At 39.6% G+C, this 21,085-nt stretch carries 25 protein-coding genes; 6 read left to right on the top strand and 19 right to left on the bottom strand.

The genetic code is table 11. The features are described 5' to 3' along the window. Nucleotides 1-378: 378 nt before the first annotated feature. The 5 genes from IEV18_RS04520 to IEV18_RS04500 form a co-directional block, all read right to left on the bottom strand. Nucleotides 379-654 carry a YlbG family protein gene (locus IEV18_RS04520; protein WP_188391190.1) on the bottom strand — a complete coding sequence of 92 codons (276 nt, stop codon included), beginning with the start codon at nt 652-654 and terminating at the stop codon, nt 379-381. Between the two features lie 81 nt (nt 655-735). After that, nucleotides 736-1,167, bottom strand: coding sequence for a YlbF/YmcA family competence regulator (locus IEV18_RS04515; protein ID WP_188391189.1), 432 nt, complete (start codon nt 1,165-1,167; stop codon nt 736-738). A 91-nt stretch (nt 1,168-1,258) separates the two neighbouring features. Beyond that, a complete protein-coding gene (locus IEV18_RS04510; protein ID WP_188391188.1) occupies nt 1,259-1,492 on the bottom strand; it encodes a YlbE-like family protein in 234 nt (77 codons plus the stop codon). A 12-nt stretch (nt 1,493-1,504) separates the two neighbouring features. Then, the gene (ylbD, locus tag IEV18_RS04505; RefSeq protein WP_188391187.1) at nt 1,505-1,900 is read right to left on the bottom strand and encodes a spore coat protein YlbD; all 396 of its coding nucleotides are present in this window, start codon (nt 1,898-1,900) and stop codon (nt 1,505-1,507) included. A 117-nt stretch (nt 1,901-2,017) separates the two neighbouring features. After that, nucleotides 2,018-3,082 (bottom strand): CAP domain-containing protein, encoded by a 1,065-nt coding sequence (locus IEV18_RS04500; protein WP_188391186.1) that lies wholly within the window; start codon nt 3,080-3,082, stop codon nt 2,018-2,020. Nucleotides 3,083-3,282: 200 nt separating this feature from the next. Between IEV18_RS04500 and IEV18_RS04495 the strand changes: the two genes are divergently transcribed. Next, on the top strand, nt 3,283-3,651 hold the full coding sequence (locus IEV18_RS04495) for a YugN family protein (protein ID WP_188391185.1): 369 nt from the start codon (nt 3,283-3,285) through the stop codon (nt 3,649-3,651). A gap of 53 nt (nt 3,652-3,704) precedes the next feature. Here IEV18_RS04495 and IEV18_RS04490 read toward each other — a convergent pair whose 3' ends face one another. The 6 genes from IEV18_RS04490 to coxB form a co-directional block, all read right to left on the bottom strand. Further along, the gene (locus tag IEV18_RS04490; protein ID WP_188391184.1) at nt 3,705-4,160 is read right to left on the bottom strand and encodes a DUF420 domain-containing protein; all 456 of its coding nucleotides are present in this window, start codon (nt 4,158-4,160) and stop codon (nt 3,705-3,707) included. Nucleotides 4,161-4,197: 37 nt separating this feature from the next. Further along, nucleotides 4,198-5,094: a cytochrome c oxidase assembly factor CtaG gene (gene ctaG / locus IEV18_RS04485; RefSeq protein WP_188391183.1), complete on the bottom strand. Its 897-nt coding sequence runs from the start codon at nt 5,092-5,094 to the stop codon at nt 4,198-4,200. A gap of 152 nt (nt 5,095-5,246) precedes the next feature. Beyond that, entirely contained in the window at nt 5,247-5,567 is a 321-nt protein-coding gene (gene ctaF, locus IEV18_RS04480; protein WP_188391182.1) for a cytochrome c oxidase subunit IVB, read from the bottom strand. A 3-nt stretch (nt 5,568-5,570) separates the two neighbouring features. Continuing rightward, nucleotides 5,571-6,194, bottom strand: coding sequence for a cytochrome (ubi)quinol oxidase subunit III (locus tag IEV18_RS04475; protein WP_188391181.1), 624 nt, complete (start codon nt 6,192-6,194; stop codon nt 5,571-5,573). 2 nt (nt 6,195-6,196) lie between these two features. Next, nucleotides 6,197-8,047, bottom strand: coding sequence for a cytochrome c oxidase subunit I (gene ctaD / locus IEV18_RS04470; RefSeq protein ID WP_188391180.1), 1,851 nt, complete (start codon nt 8,045-8,047; stop codon nt 6,197-6,199). 49 nt (nt 8,048-8,096) lie between these two features. Beyond that, a complete protein-coding gene (gene coxB / locus IEV18_RS04465) occupies nt 8,097-9,152 on the bottom strand; it encodes a cytochrome c oxidase subunit II (protein ID WP_188391179.1) in 1,056 nt (351 codons plus the stop codon). Nucleotides 9,153-10,019: 867 nt separating this feature from the next. On the opposite strand from coxB, the gene IEV18_RS04460 reads away from it, so the two are divergent. Beyond that, the gene (locus IEV18_RS04460; RefSeq protein ID WP_188391178.1) at nt 10,020-10,988 is read left to right on the top strand and encodes a COX15/CtaA family protein; all 969 of its coding nucleotides are present in this window, start codon (nt 10,020-10,022) and stop codon (nt 10,986-10,988) included. Nucleotides 10,989-11,023: 35 nt separating this feature from the next. Here IEV18_RS04460 and pyc read toward each other — a convergent pair whose 3' ends face one another. From pyc to IEV18_RS04445, 3 genes are all read right to left on the bottom strand, one after another. Further along, nucleotides 11,024-14,467, bottom strand: coding sequence for a pyruvate carboxylase (gene pyc / locus IEV18_RS04455; protein WP_188391177.1), 3,444 nt, complete (start codon nt 14,465-14,467; stop codon nt 11,024-11,026). A gap of 26 nt (nt 14,468-14,493) precedes the next feature. After that, nucleotides 14,494-15,615 carry a putative lipid II flippase FtsW gene (gene ftsW / locus IEV18_RS04450; protein WP_188391176.1) on the bottom strand — a complete coding sequence of 374 codons (1,122 nt, stop codon included), beginning with the start codon at nt 15,613-15,615 and terminating at the stop codon, nt 14,494-14,496. 220 nt (nt 15,616-15,835) lie between these two features. Beyond that, nucleotides 15,836-16,117, bottom strand: a complete 282-nt coding sequence (locus IEV18_RS04445) for an Fpa/YlaN family protein (protein ID WP_188391175.1) — start codon at nt 16,115-16,117, stop codon at nt 15,836-15,838. A gap of 212 nt (nt 16,118-16,329) precedes the next feature. Between IEV18_RS04445 and IEV18_RS04440 the strand changes: the two genes are divergently transcribed. The 3 genes from IEV18_RS04440 (at nt 16,330) to IEV18_RS04430 (ending at nt 17,911) form a co-directional block, all read left to right on the top strand. After that, on the top strand, nt 16,330-16,821 hold the full coding sequence (locus IEV18_RS04440; protein ID WP_188391174.1) for a hypothetical protein: 492 nt from the start codon (nt 16,330-16,332) through the stop codon (nt 16,819-16,821). Nucleotides 16,822-16,921: 100 nt separating this feature from the next. Continuing rightward, nucleotides 16,922-17,527 carry a YhcN/YlaJ family sporulation lipoprotein gene (locus IEV18_RS04435; RefSeq protein WP_188391173.1) on the top strand — a complete coding sequence of 202 codons (606 nt, stop codon included), beginning with the start codon at nt 16,922-16,924 and terminating at the stop codon, nt 17,525-17,527. Nucleotides 17,528-17,707: 180 nt separating this feature from the next. Then, nucleotides 17,708-17,911, top strand: coding sequence for a YlaI family protein (locus IEV18_RS04430; protein ID WP_188391172.1), 204 nt, complete (start codon nt 17,708-17,710; stop codon nt 17,909-17,911). Nucleotides 17,912-17,968: 57 nt separating this feature from the next. On the opposite strand, the gene IEV18_RS04425 is transcribed toward IEV18_RS04430, so the two are convergent. After that, nucleotides 17,969-18,271, bottom strand: coding sequence for a YlaH-like family protein (locus IEV18_RS04425; protein WP_188391171.1), 303 nt, complete (start codon nt 18,269-18,271; stop codon nt 17,969-17,971). Nucleotides 18,272-18,381: 110 nt separating this feature from the next. Here IEV18_RS04425 and IEV18_RS04420 point away from each other — a divergent pair, with 110 nt between their 5' ends. Continuing rightward, nucleotides 18,382-18,552, top strand: a complete 171-nt coding sequence (locus IEV18_RS04420; protein WP_188391170.1) for a DUF5325 family protein — start codon at nt 18,382-18,384, stop codon at nt 18,550-18,552. A 7-nt stretch (nt 18,553-18,559) separates the two neighbouring features. Here IEV18_RS04420 and IEV18_RS04415 read toward each other — a convergent pair whose 3' ends face one another. The 4 genes from IEV18_RS04415 to IEV18_RS04400 all read right to left on the bottom strand — a co-directional run bounded on the left by IEV18_RS04415 (nt 18,560) and on the right by IEV18_RS04400 (nt 21,043). Beyond that, nucleotides 18,560-19,366 carry an inositol monophosphatase family protein gene (locus IEV18_RS04415; protein ID WP_188391169.1) on the bottom strand — a complete coding sequence of 269 codons (807 nt, stop codon included), beginning with the start codon at nt 19,364-19,366 and terminating at the stop codon, nt 18,560-18,562. A gap of 87 nt (nt 19,367-19,453) precedes the next feature. Continuing rightward, complete coding sequence (locus IEV18_RS04410; RefSeq protein WP_188391168.1) at nt 19,454-19,648, bottom strand: YkzI domain-containing protein; 195 nt, start codon at nt 19,646-19,648, stop codon at nt 19,454-19,456. Nucleotides 19,649-19,857: 209 nt separating this feature from the next. Beyond that, nucleotides 19,858-20,814 carry an NAD(P)H-dependent flavin oxidoreductase gene (locus IEV18_RS04405; RefSeq protein WP_188391167.1) on the bottom strand — a complete coding sequence of 319 codons (957 nt, stop codon included), beginning with the start codon at nt 20,812-20,814 and terminating at the stop codon, nt 19,858-19,860. Between the two features lie 121 nt (nt 20,815-20,935). Next, the gene (locus IEV18_RS04400; RefSeq protein WP_188391166.1) at nt 20,936-21,043 is read right to left on the bottom strand and encodes a GapA-binding peptide SR1P; all 108 of its coding nucleotides are present in this window, start codon (nt 21,041-21,043) and stop codon (nt 20,936-20,938) included. Between the last annotated feature and the right edge of the window lie 42 nt (nt 21,044-21,085).

Here is a 21,085-nt window from a genome sequence, read left to right as displayed (position 1 = left end):
TTGTTAGTTTTCTACACAAAAACTATTATATCAAAGGGGAGAGTCCTCCTTCTTTTTTTCATTAAATCGTTAGAAAATTGTAATTATAGACCCGTAAACATTTTACTCATACTCGATAGTATCCGTGTTATTTTCCACAACTTGCTTAAAAAATTGTTGAAAAAAACGTATAGATTTTTTTAAAGCGTACATAATGATTAGTGATACAACTAGTTAACTAGGTTGTTTCAAAACACGGAGAAGACTTAAACTTCCCCATAAGTTCTTCCTCCGGTTTCTCCTCTCCCTTTGCCTATTTGTTTTTCTTAGTAAAAACAAAGGGACCTGCAGAAGTATATTTTCTGCAGGTTTTTTCTTTTTCCTATTGATTATTCAGCTTTAAATTCCCATTTTATAGTCATACTGCTTTGCCTTATCAGGCTTGGCATTTTCAAAGTTTGTCCGCAAAAACGGGCGGTAAGATCTCTCCAGCCTAGACACAAAAGGAAGATTGGCGAGTTTTCTTTCAATCTCCTCTATATCTGACTGGTTTACATATAATACAGCATACTTTAATTTTCTAGATGCATAAATTAAATTCCCGTATCGTCTGATTTGTTTTAAATCCCGCATATGATGGAACCAAACGATAAGTCCTTGACGGCTTATTTTCATTACTGACTCCTCACTCATTTCTTCCCATTTCATATGTAATCATTTGTCACCTGACTTCCAAGCCGAAAGTCAGGTGACAGATTATGATGCACAGCCACATGAACCGCCATGGCCGCAGCCGGTATCCGTTAATGCAGCACCTTCGATAGGCACTTTTATTTGACTGCTTACACTTTGGGCAACGTGCAGGCAAATTTCATCCAATAACCGTTGAACATTCCGTTCCGCCATTTTAAAAGCAGCTACTTTTTCATTCATATCCATTTCCCTCTTCGCTGCCCTAACTTTTTTCATAATTATATTATAATCAGGATGATATCTGCCAAATCGCTGAATATCATCATAATGGCTCTTCATATCGGCAAAGGCTTGAATCAGCTTTTGCGCTTCTTTATCTTCTAATAAGGCAATTTTTGATTGCCTGTATGCTTCCATCACTTCGGATTCCATGATCATTTTCCCGAGCTGCTCGGAACGATCCAGGATTTCTGCATACTCGATAGTGCCTATCATGTTAACACCTCCACCTTCATATTACCATTTAATGAACGGTAATAAAATCATTTCGGATTTGAAATGATAGGGGAAGCAAGATATTTTGGCTTTAATCCTTCATTGCGTTTGCCAATTGCAGCAGCATATGCACCATCTGTACTTGACGGTTCATTTTTCCTAAACGTTGGGATACCGTTTTCCCGAAGAATATTTTTGCTTCCTTTTCCATCAACGCCAAACTGTCCGGATCTCTCGACAAATAACGGTACCATACAGGCTCCTGGCGAATAAAATGAAGCAGTTCTGGTTTGCTCAATAAATACTGATACGTAGAGGCATCCATTTATTCCCCTCCCTAATCTCGAAACCAATGGAACGGTCCCGGCTCAGGATTCGATTTGTTTTTCGATTGCTGAAATTGCTCAATCATTTCCTGTATCGTTGAGACCGTTTTGCTTAAATTGGTAACTTGATGCTGAATTTTGTTGACATCTAAATTTTCAGTCAGCTTGATTAGCTGCTGAAATAATTCAAAATTTTTCTCCTCGCTCGCACTCTCTTTTTTTTCTTTTTTTTCATTTTCGATAAACTGCTGCCAATACGGATCTTCTTCGCCAAGCAATATCCACTTTTCATAATACTCTTGCCAGGAACGGCCGCTTTTTCTGATTTCTTTTAATATGCCCGGATGTTCATTAATAAAATGTTTAAATTCAATAACTGATGGATGCATTTTTTTTTCATTTTCCATAGGTCCACCCCATTGCAGAAAAATGTTCTCCTCCTATCCTATAAGGTATGCACCTAATGCTGTAATGTGCATCAGCCTGTTGAAAGCAGAAAAAAAGACCTTGTCTGTACAGGTCTTTTAATCCGCTGCTTTCGTTAGAAAGTTTTGTGTATAGTATAGGCGAAAAACGCCAATTCCTATATGGGTATATTCTTTACTAAACAATGCTTCCCGGTGCCCTTTACTGTTTTGCCATCCTTCCATGGCAGCAATGGCATCCGGATATTGGGCGGCGATATTTTCTCCGGCGGCTATATAATAGACTTCATTTTTTGCCAGTCGTTCTTTTAAGCCGTCCCCATTCAGAGAGACATGGGAAAAATACTCATTCTCTCCCATATCTTTACTGTGAAGATAGGCCACTTCACTGACTGCCTCGTCCAGTTTCAAAGGAGAAACGCCGTGATAATTTCTATATACGTTTGTTAAATCCAATATTTGCCTTTCCATCCCTGTTTCGACCTCCCGCCATTCTTCGTCGGATAAATACGGCTCGTCTGGCAGATTGCCGCGATAAACGATTTCATACGGGCGGTGTTTTAATAATGTTTCTCCATCAATTATACGTATAGAAGAGAGAGTATCGGTAAAAGAGTCAAAATACAGCTGAATAAACACATCATTTTTCCAGCGAACTAACGGCCTCGTTTTCATGTCTTCTTCTGTCATATGAAATGTATAAGAAGATACTCCTGCTTGATACGTAATCTCATCGGTAAAGGGGAAATGCTTCTTTACTTCTTCTTGCGATTGGCCAATTGAAAGAGGATCGACTTGCATATTCTTTCCTGCTGCAAAAATGGTCACAATTTTTTCCTCTTCAATGCCAAACTGTACATATTGATCGTAATCCTCATTATACACCCACCATTGGTAATCATAGGCGCTCTGATCAATGCGATTCGGTTCACCGTAGATTTCTGCTAGTTTATTGGAAGATTTTCCGATCCACTGCAGCAATTCTTCCTTGGCAGGCGGGCCTTTTTCAAGCATTGCTTTCTCTTCAAGTTCAGTAGTTTTCTCTTTTATATTACGGTACATTCCCTCAACAAAGTTGTGATCATTTCCATCTCTATTTTCGAGAAATAGAAATGAAAGCATCATTGCAATAACAATTATCATCGATACTTTAACTATACGCATACAAACTTCCCCTTTTTCTGTTCTACCTATTATCATACTATGACACTAATATACGTTTCATTCTTATTTCTCTATTATTTTTATATGAATTACTATAAAGAAGAGTTGTGACAAATTCGTGATTTACCGGATTTTCATTGCATATTCGCGGTTTTCGTACTAATATAATTTAATGAGAACAAAAATGTGAGGTGAACAGAATGATCATTGAAAATACAGGATTGGACAATATCGTAATCAACCAGAAACCATTGGACCATTTAACTGGAAAAAATGCATTTATCCGTGCCGGCCAATGGGATTATGATCGTGTTACATACGATTATAAAGTGGAATCCGATGAAAAAAATGTTACATACTATATCCGCCTGCAAGGCCGCGCCCTTGAAGGTGACGTAGATTCAGGAGATGCAGTGATTAAATTACTGACTCCATTTATCGGAAAACACTATTATCCGCACGGTGTCGAATATGGAGAGGAAGAAAACTTTCCTCCTGAATTAATTGAAAAAGCAAAAACACTCTTAACAAAACTTGCAAATGATTTGGCTCCCCACAAAAAACAATAATAAAAACAGGGTTATCCCTAATATGATAGGGAAATGCCCTGTTTTTTTCTTGCTTAAAATCCCCAAATCGCCCTGAACAGATTCGTTGTTTCTCCAACATCAAACAAAACATATAAAAATAAATAAACCATAATTCCCGTTGCAGCGGTAAAAAACCAAATGACTGCAGTAATCGGTCCGATTTTTCGATGTTTCGCAAACTTGCCCTTGAAAGCAAAAATAAGGGTGATAATCCCGAATACGGCACCGCTCGTCGATAATATAATATGAAAGATGAGGAAAAGGGTATAGTAAATTTCTAAATGTTCTGGTCCTCCAAAACTAGTATTTCCGACGAAAACGGTTCGGGACATATAAATGATAAAAAATAGCAAGGCACTGATTGAAGCGGCAATCATCGTTTTTTCATGGGCTTTTCGCTTACCTTGTTTTATCAGTCTCCATCCGACAGCTACAAGAATGGCACTGATTAGAATAAATGCTGTACTTATTGTCGGTAATAAAAGCATCTGTACAAAGTTCCCTCATTTCGTAATTGTTTATAGGTTAGGAAGAATGATATGAAGTGCTTGGCAATGGATCAACTGGTCTGTTTTCTTCTTTAAACCATTGTCTAATAATCATTACAAGTACTGTTCCGTAAATAAATTCCTGAACGAGCTTCATTACAATGCCGCCGAGCTGCTGGTCTTCCCGAATTCCTAATGGTGAAAATAAATCCGGACCGGTTAATACTCCGCTTATTCCTTGCAACACATCATTTGGAACACATAAACTAAGGGCAGTAATCCAGGCGCCGGTTTCCATATATGCTTCATATAAAGGATCCGGTGCAAATATAATCATAGCACATGCTGGGGTAATTAAAACACTGTTCACAAAAATATAAACAATTTTTAACAAAGGTTTCAATTTATTAATTTCTTTTACCGGAGCCATTAACGGCAGCCACATGATAAATGCGGCGAAAAATAATGCAGCATGGATGGTAAAATGAGCAACAGGCGTTTCTTTGGAGAAATTAAAAAGCAACGGCAAATGGTAAAAACTAAACAGCCCATTAAAAAATAGCAAAGCGATAACTGGCTTCGTCAGCAGTTGAACGATCGGCTTAATCTTTGGAGCCAATAAAATTTTTTCCCAAACCCATGCAGGCAAACCTTTAATAAACAGAATCGGCACTAAAAGCAAAAAGGTAGCCATTTGAATCATGTGAGCGGTCAAGGTTATATGGGACAATAAATCAACGGGGGATCCTTTCGCAATGTATAATAGCAATAAACCAATATAAAATGAGATTTGCTGTTTTATCGTCGGCTTTTCTTTCGTTTTAAACTTGCGAAAGAATAGAAAATGATAGAAAAGACCACATAATACGACCATCAAAAAGAAGAACGGGCTCCATAATGCACGGAAACCAAATATTTGCAATTCTAACCACATGGTAATCCACTCCAAGTCATCAATAAATGTAATCTAGTTTTTCATTCCAATATTCTTCCAACCTATACTTATTGCTGCAACTAATATACAGGGAATCGTCATTATTCTCCATATCATTGATGAAAAAATCGGGAGATACTCCCGATTTTTTTCTACCACCAAATAATCGTCGTAAAACAAATGGCCATGACAAAGGCTATCCACGCACCGCCATATATAAGAATGGAAACAAATTCATGTCCTTTATCCTTCATATGCATGAAGTAGAAAAATTGAAATGCAACTTGAATAACTGCAAGGACGATGATTATCGGAATGACATAGGTCCTATCCATGTCCCATGCCACAAGCAAAAACGCAAGAATAGTAAAGATAATCATCGAGGCAAACAGAATAAATTGCCGTTTCATTTCCTCCCGATTCTTTTGTCTTTCAAAGGAGTTCACTTTTTCAATGTTCGTGTTTTCTCCCATAATTTAGCTCACCATCCCCATTAAATATACTACCGTAAAGATGAATACCCACACCACATCGATAAAGTGCCAGTACAATGCAAACGTATTATATTTAGGGGCATTATATAGGTTCAACCCTCGTTTGGCGTTTCGGACCATTAATGCGATGAGCCAGCTCATTCCTACAATGACGTGACCGCCGTGGAAACCTACGAGCGTATAGAAGGCAGAACCAAAGGCGGAGGAACGGAATGTAAATCCGTAATCCGTAATATAATGGGCAAACTCATAAATTTCACATGCTAAAAAGCCGAGTCCTAAAAAGGCGGTAATCCCAAACCAAAGCTGCATTTTCCGGAAATTATGGTTTTTCATATGGTAAATCGCATATACACTCGTTAAAGAACTTGTTAACAATAGCATCGTCATGATAAATACAAGTTCCAGTCCGAATATTTCCTGTGAGCTTGGTCCGCCAGCAGTAGAATTTTTTAATGCAAGATAAGTTGCAAAAAGGGAGGCGAACAAGACGGTTTCTCCGCCTAGGAATACCCATAAGCCGATAAATTTATTTTTCCCTTCATGCGTAACTTTTGCTGGGTCTTCATGGAGTTTTTCGGGATTCAGCGAATAATCGTGACTCATTTTTATTCAACCTCCCCTTCTAATTCTTCTTTCCGGACATAGTATCCGTGGTCATCCTTCAAGGAACGGACAATCATTCCGCCAATTCCTATAGCCATTCCGCCGTAAAGAGCAAGATATGCAATCGGATACTCATATTGATAAATAAACCCTAGGGATGCAATGAAGAATCCGACCGTCATGACGAATGGAATAATGGAACCATTTGGCATATGGATATCATTTAACGGTTCAGCAGCTGTTAATTTGCCGTTTCCTTCCATTTTCTCAATCCAGAGCGGGTCTAGGCCGCGGACTAAAGGCAATTGTTTAAAATTGTAGAACGGTGTCGGTGAAGGAACTGCCCATTCTAACGTACGGCCGTTCCACGGATCTTGAGGTGCTTTTTCTCCTTTCACCGCCGTATAAATAATATTGATTACAAATACAATTGCTCCAGCCGCCATGAAAAACGCACCGATTGTACTTACCAAGTTCCCCAAGTCTAATCCTTGATCTTCAAGGAATACCCAGTAACGGCGCGGCATCCCCATTAATCCAAGGAAATGCTGAATAAAGAACGTTAAATGGAATCCGATAAAGAATAGCCAGAAGGCAAGTTTGCCTAACGTTTCATTTAATACTCTTCTGAACATAAGCGGCCACCAGTAATGGAGACCAGCCATGATACCGAATACTACTCCCCCAACGAGTACATAGTGGAAGTGGGCAACAACAAAGTACGTATCATGGTATTGATAGTCTGCCGTTGCAGCACCGAGCATAACCCCTGTCATACCGCCAATGGTAAACGACGGAATAAACGCTAACGCCCAGAGCATCGCTGTGGAGATTCGAATGCTTCCTCCCCACATTGTTGCCAGCCAGTTAAAAATTTTAATTCCCGTCGGTACGGCAATTGCCATCGTTCCAACCGCAAAAATTGCGTTAGCAACGGAACCGAGACCAACTGTAAACATATGGTGGGCCCATACCATAAATCCTAAAAAGGCAATCAAGAACGTTGCGAACACCATGGAAGTGTAACCGAACAGCCTTTTCTTCGAGAATACCGAGAAAATCTCACTAAATATTCCAAAGGCCGGCAAAATCAAGATATATACTTCCGGATGTGCAAAAATCCAGAACAAATGCTGCCAAATAACCGCATTTCCTCCAAGTGCAATATCAAAAAATGCGGAATCAAACATACGATCAAACATTAACAGGAATAAAGCCACAGTAAATGCTGGAAAAGCAAATAAAATCAGAATGCTTGTTACAAACGTCGTCCAGCTGAATAACGGCATACGCATATACGTCATGCCTGGCGCGCGCATTGTTACAATCGTTACGATGAAGTTAATTCCCCCCATCAATGTACCGGCACCGGATAGCTGCAGCGCCATAACGTAAAAGTCTGTCCCGTGTCCCGGTGACTGGGTGGATAGCGGCGGATAAGCGGTCCAGCCCGCATCAGGTGCGCCAAAAATCCAGCTTAAGTTTAACAGTATTCCTCCAAATAAGAACAGCCAAAAACCAAGTGCATTTAAAAATGGAAACGCCACGTCCCGGGCCCCGATTTGCAACGGTACGGCCACGTTCATAAAGCCAAGCAATATCGGCATTGCCGCAAAGAAAATCATCGTTGTACCGTGCATCGTTATCATTTCATTATAAAGGCCCGCACTGACGAAATCGTTTTCTGGAACCATTAATTGAACTCGGATGACTAACGATTCAATTCCACCAAGAATGAAGAAAAATGCTCCAGCCGCTATATACATGACGCCGATTTTTTTATGGTCGACTGTCGTCAGATAATCCCACAAAATAGCACCGAAGCCTTTCTTCTGAGCAGATGCTAAACTCAATGTTTATACCTCCCTATTGTTCTGTAAGACTTCCTCCCAAATTCTGCCATTACCATTCACCGATGCTTTGAGGAGTCACTTCGGAATGGTCAAGCTGAAGTAAATATTCAGCAATGCTATTTGCTTCGTCTTCTGTCAGTTCAGGGTAATTTCCTGTCATCAAGTTTCCTGGCTTAATCGATTCCGGATCGAGCAGCCATTCCACCAGGTTTTCCTTCGTAACATCTTTAATACCTGCAACCGTTGTCCGATTGGCATAGTTCGTTAAATTCGGACCGACAGCATTAGGAGAGGAACCGATTGCATGACATGCAATACAACTTTTTGACTCAAACAATTCTTTTCCTTCTTGTGCTACAGCTTCAGCCGGTACTTCCTCCGGATCTGCGTTTTGCATATCTGCTACCCATTGCTCATATTTTTCAGGACTGACTGCAATTACTTTAAAGTCCATTAATGAATGGGATGGGCCGCAAAGTTCAGCACATTTGCCCCAATATACTCCTTCTTCATATGCTTCTATATACATCGTATTTGTGTTTTCCGGGTTTGCATCAATTTTTCCGGAAATAGTCGGCACCCAAAAAGAGTGAACAACGTCAGAGGATTTCACATGTAAATATACTTTTTCTCCAACTGGTATGTACAAGTCTTGGCTTGTTTGAATCTCTTCACCAGTATAATCGAAATTCCACCAATACTGATTGCCTGTTACATCAATATTAATCGAACTGCTTGCATCGGTTTCATCTGCAAGATCGAATACAGATATGACCGTTGGAATAGCAAGGATTAGTACTAAAAGAATCGGAATAGAAGTCCACAATACTTCAAGTTTGTGGTTCCCTTCCACCTGTTTAGGAATGTAATTTTCCTGTCCTTTCTTCTGGCGGAAACGAATAAGGGCAAGCGTGTAAATAACAATAACAACTAAAAATACACCAATCATGATAATAAGGGATAGCATCATGATATTAAAGGATGATTCTGCCCCGTAGCCTTTTGGATCCAAAGAGGTTAAATTCTCTTTGCCGCAAGCTGCTAACACCAATGACGTAATTCCAAATAAAAGAAATAACTTAACTTTTCCCATCCGGCTTTTCATGTGTTTATACCTCTCTTTCTGTAATTTAAAATAATAAAAAATTGGCATGTCAAAATGAAGCAATACCGAAGTTCCAAATTAATCGCTAAAACGTGCCGGAAACATCATACATTACGAATCAGCCAAAATGAATTGCTGATTGTTAACCTGGCGCAACATAGCAGGCATTGGATTATAAAAAAAATCAGATAAAGCCAAAATACATTGTAATGATTAGTTTAATACAAAAAACAATAATCATTACAGGTAAGCTTTACGAAATTTACCGGAATGCAACTCGTCCCTTTATGTTTTTCACTAAAATTCCCGGCATGTTTCTGACATTACCAATTTTTGGACCTAATCTTTTAGGTTTTGTCGTTAATTCCCAGTCTGTATATCCCTCCTCACAGCATGCAAGTAACTAGTTTGTTAATAGAGGACGTGTTGATAAGACAAACATGTAAGGGACGGTGTCCTATTGCCTATTCCAGACCATTTCCAATGATTGCTGATTCCAAGTCCATTCCTAAGCAATTGAACGTAACATCCTTCGTCATTGCTGTATTAGGCAGAAATATAAAAGTATCCTTAATCTATTTCTAGCAAAATATAGTTCATAATGCAAGGTTTTTACTATTTCCATAGTGAAAATAAAAATAAAACATGTTAGTATTGGATAGGGGTTGATATATAAGCATTTTGCTTTACTTAAATTTAGAAATAATTATATTATAGGCTAAAGACGAATATTCAAAACAGCGAATTTATTCAAAAATTTGTCAAAAATAACTGCTAATTTTCCTAGAAATGAATTCGTGAACTGAAATATACGAATAAATATTCATCTGGCAGACTATAAATTACAACAAAAGTGAGGCATCGCATATGATAAAAACGTTAAAGTGGTTGTCGGTAACTGCAACAGTAGGAATGATGTTTGTATTGTTGGGGGGAGCGCTCGTAACAAAGACCGGATCGGAGGACGGATGCGGACAATCCTGGCCGTTATGTGAAGGTCAGCTTGTTCCGACAGAATTTACCTTTGAAATGGCAGTGGAATTAAGCCATCGTCTCGTTTCCGGATTAGTTGGCATCGTTGTCGTTTTGCTTGCCGTTCTTGCATGGAAAAAAATAGGCAATATTCGCGAAGTTAAATTTCTTTCTTTCATGTCGGTAAGCTTTCTTATAATTCAAGCACTAATCGGTGCTGCAGCCGTCGTTTGGGGGCAATCTGACTTTGTTCTAGCCCTTCATTTCGGAATATCTTTAGTCTCTTATGCATCCGTATTTTTGCTAATGCTGCTTATTTTTGAAATCGATAAAAAATATGATAGCGCGGCATTGCATATTAAAAAGAAACATCGGATTGAAATTTATTCCCTTTATATCTATACATTCATCGTCGTCTATACTGGAGCACTCGTCCGCCATACCGAATCCAATTTAGTTTGCGGTGATTGGCCGCTCTGCTCCAATAGCCAGCCGTTTTCTTTTGCCAGTTTTAGCCTGGAACAATGGATTCAAATGGGGCACCGTTTTGCTGCCGGCATTTTATTCATTTGGACGGTACTGTTCTTTTTTAAAGTTTTTCTCCATTATCGCGGGAACAAAATTATGTTTTGGGGCTGGTCAATTACATTATTCTTAATTTCCCTTCAAGTAATCTTTGGCGGTCTGATCATCTTTACTCTGCTAAACCTTGGGGTTGCCTTAATGCATGCCCTTGTGATTACATGCTATGTCGGTATGTTAAGTTATTTTGTCCTTCTTTCGACGAGAAGCGCAAAAGCAGAGCAATCGCTGGAAGTAAATGTACCAGACGCCAATTTAAGCTCTGCATATACGCGTACATAAAAAGGGTTATCCTGATGACAGGATAACCCTTTTTACTATTCAAATTCGATGAGCAAATCGCCCACTTCAATCTTATCCCCGTTTTGCACATGTACTGCTTTTACAGTTCCTTTAAACGGCGCTTGGATGGTCGTTTCCATCTTCATTGCTTCCGTAGTCAGCAAGTAATCTCCTTTTTCTACTTGATCTCCTTTTTTGCAATTTACATCAAGAACAGTTCCTGGCATCGTTGCGCCGATTTGCTTCTCATTGCCCGGATCTGCTTTCGGCCGGGTTTCTACTTCCGAAATGACACTTTCATCGGTGACGGTCACTTCCCGAGGCTGGCCGTTTAATTCAAAGTAAACAGTACGGGTTCCGTTCGGTCTAGGTTCGGAGATGGAAACTAAACGGACAAACAGCGTCTTGCCTTGTTCAATTTCCACTTCTATTTCTTCTCCAAGCTTCATTCCATAAAAGAAGGTTGGAGTGTCTAGGACAGACATATCCCCATACTTTTCATAAAACTTCTGGAAGTCCATAAACACTTTTGGATATAGGGCATAGGATATGGCGTCAAAGCTCGTAATTTGCCGATGTAAAGATTTAAATAATGTTTCTTTAATTTGATGAAAATCTACCGGATCCAGAAGTTCCCCAGGGCGAACTGTAATTGGCTCTTTTCCTTTTAATATGATTCGCTGCAGTTCCTGCGGAAATCCTTGATATGGCTGCCCAATATATCCTTGGACAAATTCAATGACTGAATCCGGAAAGTCAATCGTATCTCCCCGTTCATAAATATCGTCTTCCGTCAGATTATTTTGGACCATGAACAAAGCCATATCGCCGACAACTTTGGAAGATGGGGTAACTTTCACAATATCGCCGAACATATCGTTTACCCGGCGGAACATTTCTTTTACTTCTTCCCAGCGATCACCTAGGCCAACCGCTTTCGCCTGCTGCTGCAAATTGCTATATTGGCCGCCTGGCATTTCATGGAAATACACTTCCGTATGCGGTGCTTTCATCCCGCTTTCAAATTCACCGTAGTAATTCCGCACACCTTCCCAATACCGGGAAAGACTTTCATAATGATCGATGTTCACTTCCGGCTGGCGCTCGCTTCCTTCCAATGCATGATACAACGTCTGTGCACTTGGCTGAGAAGTATGTCCTGCCATTGCTGAAACAGCAACGTCAACGACATCCACTCCAGCATCAATTGCCCGCGCATAGGTAAAAATCCCGTTTCCGCTCGTATCATGGGTATGCAGATGGATTGGCAAATCAACCGTCTCTTTCAATGTTGAAATTAAACGGTAAGCCGCTTCCGGTTTTAGCAGTCCTGCCATATCTTTAATGCCGATAATATGCGCACCGATTTTCTCCAGTTCCTTCGCCATTTCTTTGTAATAATTTAGGTCGTACTTCGTTCGCGAAGAATCGAGAATATCTCCGGTATAGCAAATTGTCGCTTCAATGATTTTGTTGTTCTTCCTGACTGCCTCAATGGCTGGAATCATTCCTTCAATCCAGTTTAAGCTGTCAAATATCCGGAATACGTCAATTCCGGCATGGGCGCTTTTTTCGACGAATTCACTGATTACATTATCCGGATAATTTGTATATCCTACGGCATTGCTTGCTCTCAGCAGCATTTGGAATAATACATTTGGCATCTTTTCCCTTAGTTTCAGCAGTCTGTCCCACGGATCTTCCTTCAGGAATCGATAAGCAACATCAAAGGTTGCACCGCCCCACATTTCAACGGAAAATAAATTTGGCAGCAATTTTGCTGTCGGTTCGGCAATTTGCAGCAAATCTTTCGTACGAATTCTCGTTGCAAGCAGCGACTGGTGGGCATCTCTGAAAGTGGTATCGGTAAGCAATACGCGATCTTGTTCTTTCAGCCAGTCCGATAAACCTTCAGGCCCTTTTTCCTCTAAAATTTGTTTTGTTCCTCTAGGATAATCTTCTAAATGATTTACTTTCGGGATTTGCAACGGATCAAAGTCAGGCTTTTCTTTCTTTTTCAAGCCTTCGAAGCCGTTAACCGTTGTATGCCCGATATAAGTGAGCATTTTCGTTCCCCGGTCTTTTCTTTTCGGAAAGACGAATAATTCCGGTGTCTTATCGATAAACGTCGTGTCATATTCCCCGGATAAAAACTGTTTATGCAGCATCACATTTTCAAGGAACGGAATGTTTGTCTTGATTCCCCGGATACGGAATTCCCTTAAATTTCTTACCATTTTCTGTGCTGCTTGTTCAAAGGTAAGGGCGTGGGTGGAAACTTTTACTAATAATGAGTCATAATGGGGCGTAATGACTGCACCTTGATAAGCGTTTCCTGCATCGAGTCTGACGCCAAACCCGCCTCCGGACCGGTAAGCCATAATTTTCCCTGTATCCGGCATGAAATTATTTAGCGGGTCCTCTGTTGTAATTCTTGATTGAATCGCATAACCGACAGTCTTAATTTGGTCTTGTACAGGAATGCCAATTTCTTCACTATGCAAATGATAGCCTTGGGCTACTTTAATTTGCGTCTGTACGATGTCGATGCCGGTAATCATTTCCGTTATCGTATGTTCTACTTGAACCCTCGGATTTACTTCAATGAAGTAAAATTCATCATCTGTAACTAAAAACTCCACAGTGCCAGCGTTCAAATAACGGACATTTTCCATCAGCTGAACTGCTGCGTCACAAATCTTCTTGCGCATTGCTTCATTTAAAGAAGTGCTCGGTGCTACCTCAATTAATTTTTGGTGACGGCGCTGAATAGAACAATCCCGTTCATACAGATGGACGATATTTCCGTCCTTATCGCCAATGATTTGAACTTCAATATGCTTTGGATTTTCGATGAGTTTTTCTACATAAATTTCATCATTGCCAAAGGCAGCTTTTGCCTCGGACTTTGCCCTTTCGTACGCTTCAGCAAGACTTTTTTCGTTGCGGACAATCCGCATTCCTCTTCCGCCGCCGCCGAGGGAAGCTTTAATAATGATCGGGTAGCCGTATTGTTCGGCAAAAGAAACTACTTCCTCCAAGGAGTTCACCGGACCGTCACTTCCCGGAATTACCGGAAGTCCGGCAAGCTTAGCCTGTTCCCGTGCTTTTACTTTATCGCCAAACATGCTTAAATGTTCCGTCGTTGGACCGACAAAAATGATTCCTTCTTCCTCACATCGCCGGGCAAACTCAATATTCTCGGATAAAAACCCATATCCCGGATGAATCGCATCCACACCGACTCTTTTTGCCAGTTCAATAATACCTTCAATATCTAAATAAGCATCGATCGGTTTTTTCCCTTTACCAATCAAGTATGCTTCATCTGCCTTAAAACGGTGATAAGAACCGGAATCCTCCTTGGAATAGATTGCGACGGTTCTAATATTCATTTCCGTACAAGCACGGAAAACACGAATGGCAATTTCCCCACGGTTTGCTACTAATAACTTATTGATTGTACGAATGCTGCTCATATTTTTCCTCCTCTATGTAAAATTGGTTAGCTTTCGGATGTCATTTCTTCTTTTCTTACTTTCATTGCAATATTATTTAGTATCCCCATTGCAATTAACATAATTAACAAAGAAGAGCCGCCATAGCTTACAAATGGCAACGGCACACCAGTAATGGGTAGCAAGCCGCTGATGGCTCCAAGGTTAATAAATGTTTGAATTCCAACCATTGAACTGATGCCAATGGCGAGAAGCGAGCCAAAACTGTCCGGGCATTTCCTAGCAATATACAAACCTCGCAAAACGATTGTAGCTAACAATCCAATAACGATGACGACTCCAATAAATCCTAACTCTTCGGCGATGATTGCCATAATAAAGTCGGTATACTCCTGAGTTAAGTATCCTAATTTTTGAACACTTTGTCCGAGACCTTGTCCGGTTAATCCGCCAACACCAATGGCCAAATAGGATTGAATAAGCTGATACCCATCGGTTTCTGGCGCTTCAAAAGGCTGATATGCGCCTGTGAAACGGGAAATCCGCTCCTCTGTTTTCATAAACGGAAGAAATGCTAAAAGCACTAGCACACCAATGGAGAAAAGGAAGAACAAATGTTTGAAACGGATACCGGAACTAAAAATGACAGAGCAGGCAATCAGAAAAATAATCGCGGCTGTTCCAATATCGGGCTGCAAAACGATCATTCCGATAATCAGGCCTGTCATAATGAGCGGAGGCAACACTCCGCGATTAAACTCGTCTAAATAAGACTGTTTATTGGAGTATACGGAAGCGAGATACATAATTAAACCCAATTTTGCAAATTCGGAAGGCTGCATGCTTAACGGGCCAAAGATATACCACGATTTTGCCATGTTTACTTCTGTACCAAAAACAAATAATCCAGCTAACAATATAAGGATTGTTAAAATAATAATTTTCATCAGCTTTTGGTAATATCGGTATGGAAACACACTAGTAAAGGCAAAACCGATTAGCCCGAGCGCAAACCACATTAGCTGGCGAATTAAATAATGATTGCTGTCATAACCTTCCATTACCGCAGTCACCATGCTTGCGCTGTAAATCATGATCAGGCCAAACCCGCATAGCAGCAGCGGTGTAATCATAAGTGTAAAATCATAATATTTTATTCTATCTATCATCTTACTTCTCCCCGGTTCAAAGTATGGATGAAAATAGAAATTATTAATTAGTATAACACATATCCCCAAAAAGTGTAACACATATTTCTATTTCCATAGATTTATAAATACCTTTTTATATCGAAAAACAATAAAGCCATATATAAACAAAAAAACCTTGCCATTTTGACATGGATCGGCAAAGTTTTTCTTTCATCGCAAGTGATAATATCCCGTCACTTTATAAAGAGTTTTGGGAAGCTTCGTGTAAAATATTCAGCTTCTTTTCCAGGTTTTCCATCAATGCTTTTCCTTCTTCTTCACTTATAAGATCTAAGCGAACGGCAAAATCTATCTCCCGAGAAAGTCCGAACATTTGTGTATCCAAAACATCCTCATAAACAGGACATTGGGGCATCGTTAAATTTTCTATTTGAACTTCAATAAGTCGCAAAATTTTATCCGCATCAGCCTTAAGAAGAGCGTGGGCTTTTTCACGATGATTTACAGTCACCTCAGGCATCAAATCTATCCCCTCCGCTAAAAGACTTTCTTTATATTATATTATCCTTTACACTTGAAAAATGCAAATAAATTAAAGAAGTTCTTTCTTTTATGAACAGACTATATTACGATTAAAGTATTGGAGAATTTTTTTCTATTTCCAGTTATTATATGCCTAACAAACATATACTTAACTGCTATTTTTTAGAGGATCAACTGGAGGGATACATAATGATTGTGACGATTGTCGGGAAAGTGAAATACTCTATTACGTTAGATCCAACAGTATGGATATTTGACAGCAGGAAAGTTCCATTAGACGAAGCTTTCAAGGAAAAAAAGGCAGAAAAACAGCAGGAAAAATCAGAAGCGGAAAAAGCGATGGAACGATGGAACCGGGAAGTGTATCAGCAGAAATACCCGAACATTAATGATAATGTAGAGAAAAACCTCAATAAAGACGTTCTTAAAAATTCCTACGTGATGCCGCTTAAAGACTTTATCCAAAATGCAGAAATAACGGAAGATGCTGCTGCCGCCTACCTATTAACGAAGGATGAACATAAAACAAAAATCACCCTGAAAGCCTTAAAGGAAGGGTATCTGCTGTTTGCCAAAGACGGAAAACCGTTAAGAGAAGACGGCCCTGTTCATTTTTACTATGGTGACGGTTCGAATAAAGATGAACCGATAAAAAATATAAATAAAATAATGATTGTATAATTGCATTTCTTAGGTTGATTGTCAGCAGACAATCAACCTTTTTTGTATATTTTTCCCTTTAATACTCAAAATAAGCACATGAAATAAGGAGGAATGAAACATGAAATTTCATCTTCATCTCATCGCCATTTTCTTTTTTGCTTTCCTGGCAGGATGCAGCCAGGAAGATGATCAGGCCCTTGAGCAAGAAAGAACGAACAATCAAGATCAGCCGATTGTAAATGTTAAAGATTCCGAGCCGACTGAAAAATTAGACTTGACAAACTCAGAAATTGCCGCTCATTTGGCGAATGTAGCTTCCAGTGTTCCGGAAGTAAACGATGCAGCAGCCATTGTTGCTGGTCCGTATACGGTAGTTGGAATCGATGTTGATAAAGATTTAGATAGATCTCGAGTTGGCACGATCAAATATAGCGTATTGGAAGCTCTGTATCATGATCCTTACGGCAAAACGGCGGTCGTCATTGCCGATGGTGATGTAATGGAAAGATTGCGTGATATGGGATACAAAATTCAGCAAGGCCATCCGGTTCAAGGGGTTATCGAAGAAATTGCAGAAATCGTAGGGCGATTTATGCCTGAGTTCCCTCTAAATGAAAATCCTCCTCAAGAACCAGATCAAAACAAACAAATCATGCCGGAAAATAAGGAAAAAGAGCTGGAAGATATTGAAGAGGAGCAGTCCAATGAAAATTTAAACAGATAAACTTGTAAAACTAACAAGCGGAGTGAAAACCTGCTTGTTAGTTTTTTTCTTACTCTGCCAAAACAATAGCAACATTAACAGACATTTTCCCCTCTACCTTGTATAATAAAATGGTATGGCTGCAATATTTTTAAAAGCCAAAAGTCCCGGGTAAAATTGAATTCGTTTTGGGGTGAAAATATGCAAGTAAAATGTACGATATGTGACCGTATCGATACACTGCCAGATGATTCATTGCATGCAAAGCGCCTGCGCAACCGGCGTATATATATGTATTTATGCAAATCATGCTATGAACGAATAGGTACGAATACACAAAAAAGGCATGCTACCGGAAAATTTCGATTATATCAGGAAAAAAAGGATAACGATGAATTATTCTAAGTCTTTCCAATAATAAAAGGTGGTCACGAGAGAAGTTGACCACCTAATAGGAAAACTTTAATCTTTTGCCTTTCGCTGATAATAAAGCCTTGTCCGATATATAGCCAGAACTATAATCGTAACAATCAGTACCTCAACGGTAGGCATGCGCATGACGGTACTGAATATTGTAATGATATATACACCGATGAACATCAGTATATAAACAATCAGCTTTTTAAAAAGCGGCAATTTCTTTGCAAAACCTAGTTCATAAGCAATAATCGATAGGATAAAATTCATTACATAAAAAATCCAAAAAATATTTTCAATGCCGTTTACTTCGACAACGAAGTCAAAAACGAGATGTAATTTTTCCATGCGTCTCCCCCATTAGCTCTTGTTCCAATTCTTATCATACAAGAAGTTTTAACATCTTGCTAGTTTAACAATGAACAATATAGTAAATAGAAAAAAACTGAGGTGTTACTATGAAAAATTTGGACATAATGATGCTCATTTTGGCAATTTTAGTAATTGGGATGTTTTCCGGAGTTGGTATTGCCCTTTCTATGGGAAATGTATGGCTCCTCGTTCTGTTTCTCTTGCTTGGATTTGGCTTTATGGGCTCAGGATTCTGGCTAAAGAGAAAAAGAAAGTGACAATTTGTCACTTTCTTCCCTTTTTTATAAATGAAGCAATATCATGATGTAATTGCCGATTACAAGCGAGCACAGTGCTTTTATCGAGCATAGTCAGCTCCTCGCCATCGATGGTCGTCACCAATCCTCCCACTTCCTCGGCAATGACTTTGCCAGCGGCAATATCCCATGGTGACAGTTTCATCGATATATAGCCATCGATAATTCCCTCGGCAAGAAAGGCAAATTCCAATGCTGCAGAGCCGTAAGTTCTTGCTCCTCGGATTGTGCGGACAAATTGCTGCATTACTTTTTCATCTACATGCCGATTTTCGCAAAGCCAGAAATGATTCATACCGATAATCGCTTCCGAAAAAATCGGATTCATTTTCAGCGGTGCCAGCTTCCGGGCATTTTTATATGCCCCTTCAGAACGTTTCGCATGGTACAAATTATTTGCCATAACATCATATATTATGCCGATTTCTCCAACGCCGTCCTTATATATTCCGACGGAAATGGCGAAATTCCGTTTTTGATGGACAAAATTCATCGTTCCGTCAATCGGATCAATAATCCACACGATACCGTCCAATGATGTCAACTTATCCCCATAGCCTTCTTCCCCGATGATGCCATGGTTCGGAAAGGTTTCCTTAATCCTCTGTACGAAAAATTCCTCTGTATTTTTATCAATTTCCGTCACCAAATCATTCGGATTTGACTTGGAAGCAATTTCGAAAGTGCCTGTCATTTTTTCCCGAATATTTTTTCCTGCTTCCAGCACCCAAGCTTTTGCCTGATCGTATAGCTGATCTCGTTGTATTTTTTTCATTATGACGCCTCCACTACAACTAATTGTACTCATTGTAACAAAAAGAAGGGATGACGTCATTTTCGTGAATGAATATACAGATTCCCTTTAGGATGTATCCATTAATTTCATTAATTGTTCCCTCAACACTTTTAACCGTTCTTTTGATTTGATAATCTGGACTTTATCTCCTGCTTTCATCGCATCATGTAATGTAAGCAGTTCATAGTCGATTTCCATCTTAATAACCGGCAGCTTTTTTCTTTCTTTCTCCTTATTCATCGACTCAATGACAAATTTCAATGTTTCACCTCCTCACACCTGGATATGCCAAGTATTTTATATATTTTATGACCGTCTGCTAAATTGGTTCGTCATCTGTGACAATGGTTCAAAAGGGATTAATAAAACGATACTTTCACTGTTTTTTGCTTCATTCCTTCTTACTAGTTATCAAGCCTTTCATGCATCATCTCCTTTTAGCTCTTCATAAATAAAAAAAGCGGAGACAGCTATCTCCACTTGCTTACAATCTCCTCCGCTTCAGAAAGTATTGAATGAATCAGTTGTTCTACCGTTGGAATATCGTGTATTCGGATGGCAGATTGACCTGCCCAGCCAAAACCGTTATCCATTTCGCCGTGATGAATATAACGTTTATTCGCTTCCCCGCTAATATAATCTTTTAGCGCTTCGTAGCCTCCGTTTTCTTCTTCAATTTTTAATATTTTTTCAGTCCAAGCATTTTTTAATGCACGTGCTGGAGCTCCGATGGACCGTTTTATGACTACAGTGCTGTTTTCGTCCGCTGCTAATATATCCTTTTTGTACTGGGGATGGGCATGAACACACTCTTTCGTTGCAATAAACCGCGTCCCCATCTCAATACCTTCTGCCCCTAAACTCAATGCGGCCAAAAAGGAACGGCCGTCCACTATTCCTCCTGAAGCAATTACAGGGATGGAAACATGATCAACTACTTCTGGTGTTAGAACAAAGGTGCCTAAATCGCTCCGTCCAAGGTGTCCTCCCCCTTCCTGTCCGACAACCATTACCGCATCGGCACCAAGTGACTCGGCCTTTTTTGCCTGCCGTTTTGCTGCTACTAAGACGAGCGTTTTTATTCCAGTTCCCCGGACTTTATCTAAAATCCCCTTTGGATTTCCGCCTGTAATAGAAATAACTGGAACTTTTTCTTCAATTGCTACCTCAAGCATATGTTCATAAGGCCTTCCATGCTGCCCGATGGCAAAGTTAACGCCAAAAGGGTTATTTGTCAGTTTTCTTACTTTATGTATTTCGTCCCGTAAATCTTCCGGAGTTTTTAAGCTCATGGCCGTAATCTGGCCTAAACCGCCAGCATTTGATACCGCAGCAGCCAATTCTGAATAGGCAAGATATGCTAATCCTCCTTGAATGATCGGATATTGAATCGACAGTAATTCTGTTACCCTAGTGTTCCATTTCATTCTTTCATCCCCCTTTGCCTTTTATTCGATAGTATCAAAATAATTTCGCAGTTACAAACAGTCCATATTTTATAAGCAAATAAAAACTGTCCTCGCTTCATAACGAGGACAGCATTATCTATTATTCACAATCATTGCATTCTGGGCATGTTCCATACAACGTAGTAACTTTTTCATCTTCATATGTTTCTATTACTTTATCACAATCTTGACAAACGATTATACCCATTTTGCCATCTCCTTTTGTTAAGCTTAATTTTATTATAATGTA

Origin of the sequence: Compostibacillus humi, from assembly GCF_014637175.1 — a bacterium.
GTDB classification, from domain to species: Bacteria; Bacillota; Bacilli; order Bacillales; family Amphibacillaceae; genus Oceanobacillus; species Oceanobacillus humi.
Note: the sequence above shows the minus strand (reverse complement) of the source record. Positions and strands in the feature narration are given on the sequence as shown.

Bases quoted from the DNA above. Each gene is read 5' to 3' on its own strand.
- IEV18_RS04445 (WP_188391175.1), bottom strand. From the start codon at position 16,117: ATGCCTGAGGTGACTGTAAATCATCGTGAAAAAGCCCACGCTCTTCTT.
- IEV18_RS04425 (WP_188391171.1), bottom strand. From the start codon at position 18,271: ATGGAAAAATTACATCTCGTTTTTGACTTCGTTGTCGAAGTAAACGGC.
- IEV18_RS04500 (WP_188391186.1), bottom strand. From the start codon at position 3,082: ATGCGTATAGTTAAAGTATCGATGATAATTGTTATTGCAATGATGCTT.
- IEV18_RS04510 (WP_188391188.1), bottom strand. From the start codon at position 1,492: ATGGATGCCTCTACGTATCAGTATTTATTGAGCAAACCAGAACTGCTT.
- IEV18_RS04435 (WP_188391173.1), top strand. From the start codon at position 16,922: ATGAAATTTCATCTTCATCTCATCGCCATTTTCTTTTTTGCTTTCCTG.
- ctaF (WP_188391182.1), bottom strand. From the start codon at position 5,567: ATGGGAGAAAACACGAACATTGAAAAAGTGAACTCCTTTGAAAGACAA.
- IEV18_RS04405 (WP_188391167.1), bottom strand. From the start codon at position 20,814: ATGAAATGGAACACTAGGGTAACAGAATTACTGTCGATTCAATATCCG.
- ctaG (WP_188391183.1), bottom strand. From the start codon at position 5,094: ATGTGGTTAGAATTGCAAATATTTGGTTTCCGTGCATTATGGAGCCCG.
- IEV18_RS04475 (WP_188391181.1), bottom strand. From the start codon at position 6,194: ATGAGTCACGATTATTCGCTGAATCCCGAAAAACTCCATGAAGACCCA.
- IEV18_RS04440 (WP_188391174.1), top strand. From the start codon at position 16,330: ATGATTGTGACGATTGTCGGGAAAGTGAAATACTCTATTACGTTAGAT.
- ylbD (WP_188391187.1), bottom strand. From the start codon at position 1,900: ATGGAAAATGAAAAAAAAATGCATCCATCAGTTATTGAATTTAAACAT.
- coxB (WP_188391179.1), bottom strand. From the start codon at position 9,152: ATGAAAAGCCGGATGGGAAAAGTTAAGTTATTTCTTTTATTTGGAATT.
- IEV18_RS04415 (WP_188391169.1), bottom strand. From the start codon at position 19,366: ATGAAAAAAATACAACGAGATCAGCTATACGATCAGGCAAAAGCTTGG.
- pyc (WP_188391177.1), bottom strand. From the start codon at position 14,467: ATGAGCAGCATTCGTACAATCAATAAGTTATTAGTAGCAAACCGTGGG.
- IEV18_RS04515 (WP_188391189.1), bottom strand. From the start codon at position 1,167: ATGATAGGCACTATCGAGTATGCAGAAATCCTGGATCGTTCCGAGCAG.
- ftsW (WP_188391176.1), bottom strand. From the start codon at position 15,615: ATGATAGATAGAATAAAATATTATGATTTTACACTTATGATTACACCG.
- IEV18_RS04460 (WP_188391178.1), top strand. From the start codon at position 10,020: ATGATAAAAACGTTAAAGTGGTTGTCGGTAACTGCAACAGTAGGAATG.
- IEV18_RS04495 (WP_188391185.1), top strand. From the start codon at position 3,283: ATGATCATTGAAAATACAGGATTGGACAATATCGTAATCAACCAGAAA.
- IEV18_RS04430 (WP_188391172.1), top strand. From the start codon at position 17,708: ATGCAAGTAAAATGTACGATATGTGACCGTATCGATACACTGCCAGAT.
- IEV18_RS04490 (WP_188391184.1), bottom strand. From the start codon at position 4,160: ATGCTTTTATTACCGACAATAAGTACAGCATTTATTCTAATCAGTGCC.
- IEV18_RS04520 (WP_188391190.1), bottom strand. From the start codon at position 654: ATGAAAATAAGCCGTCAAGGACTTATCGTTTGGTTCCATCATATGCGG.
- IEV18_RS04400 (WP_188391166.1), bottom strand. From the start codon at position 21,043: ATGGGTATAATCGTTTGTCAAGATTGTGATAAAGTAATAGAAACATAT.
- IEV18_RS04420 (WP_188391170.1), top strand. From the start codon at position 18,382: ATGAAAAATTTGGACATAATGATGCTCATTTTGGCAATTTTAGTAATT.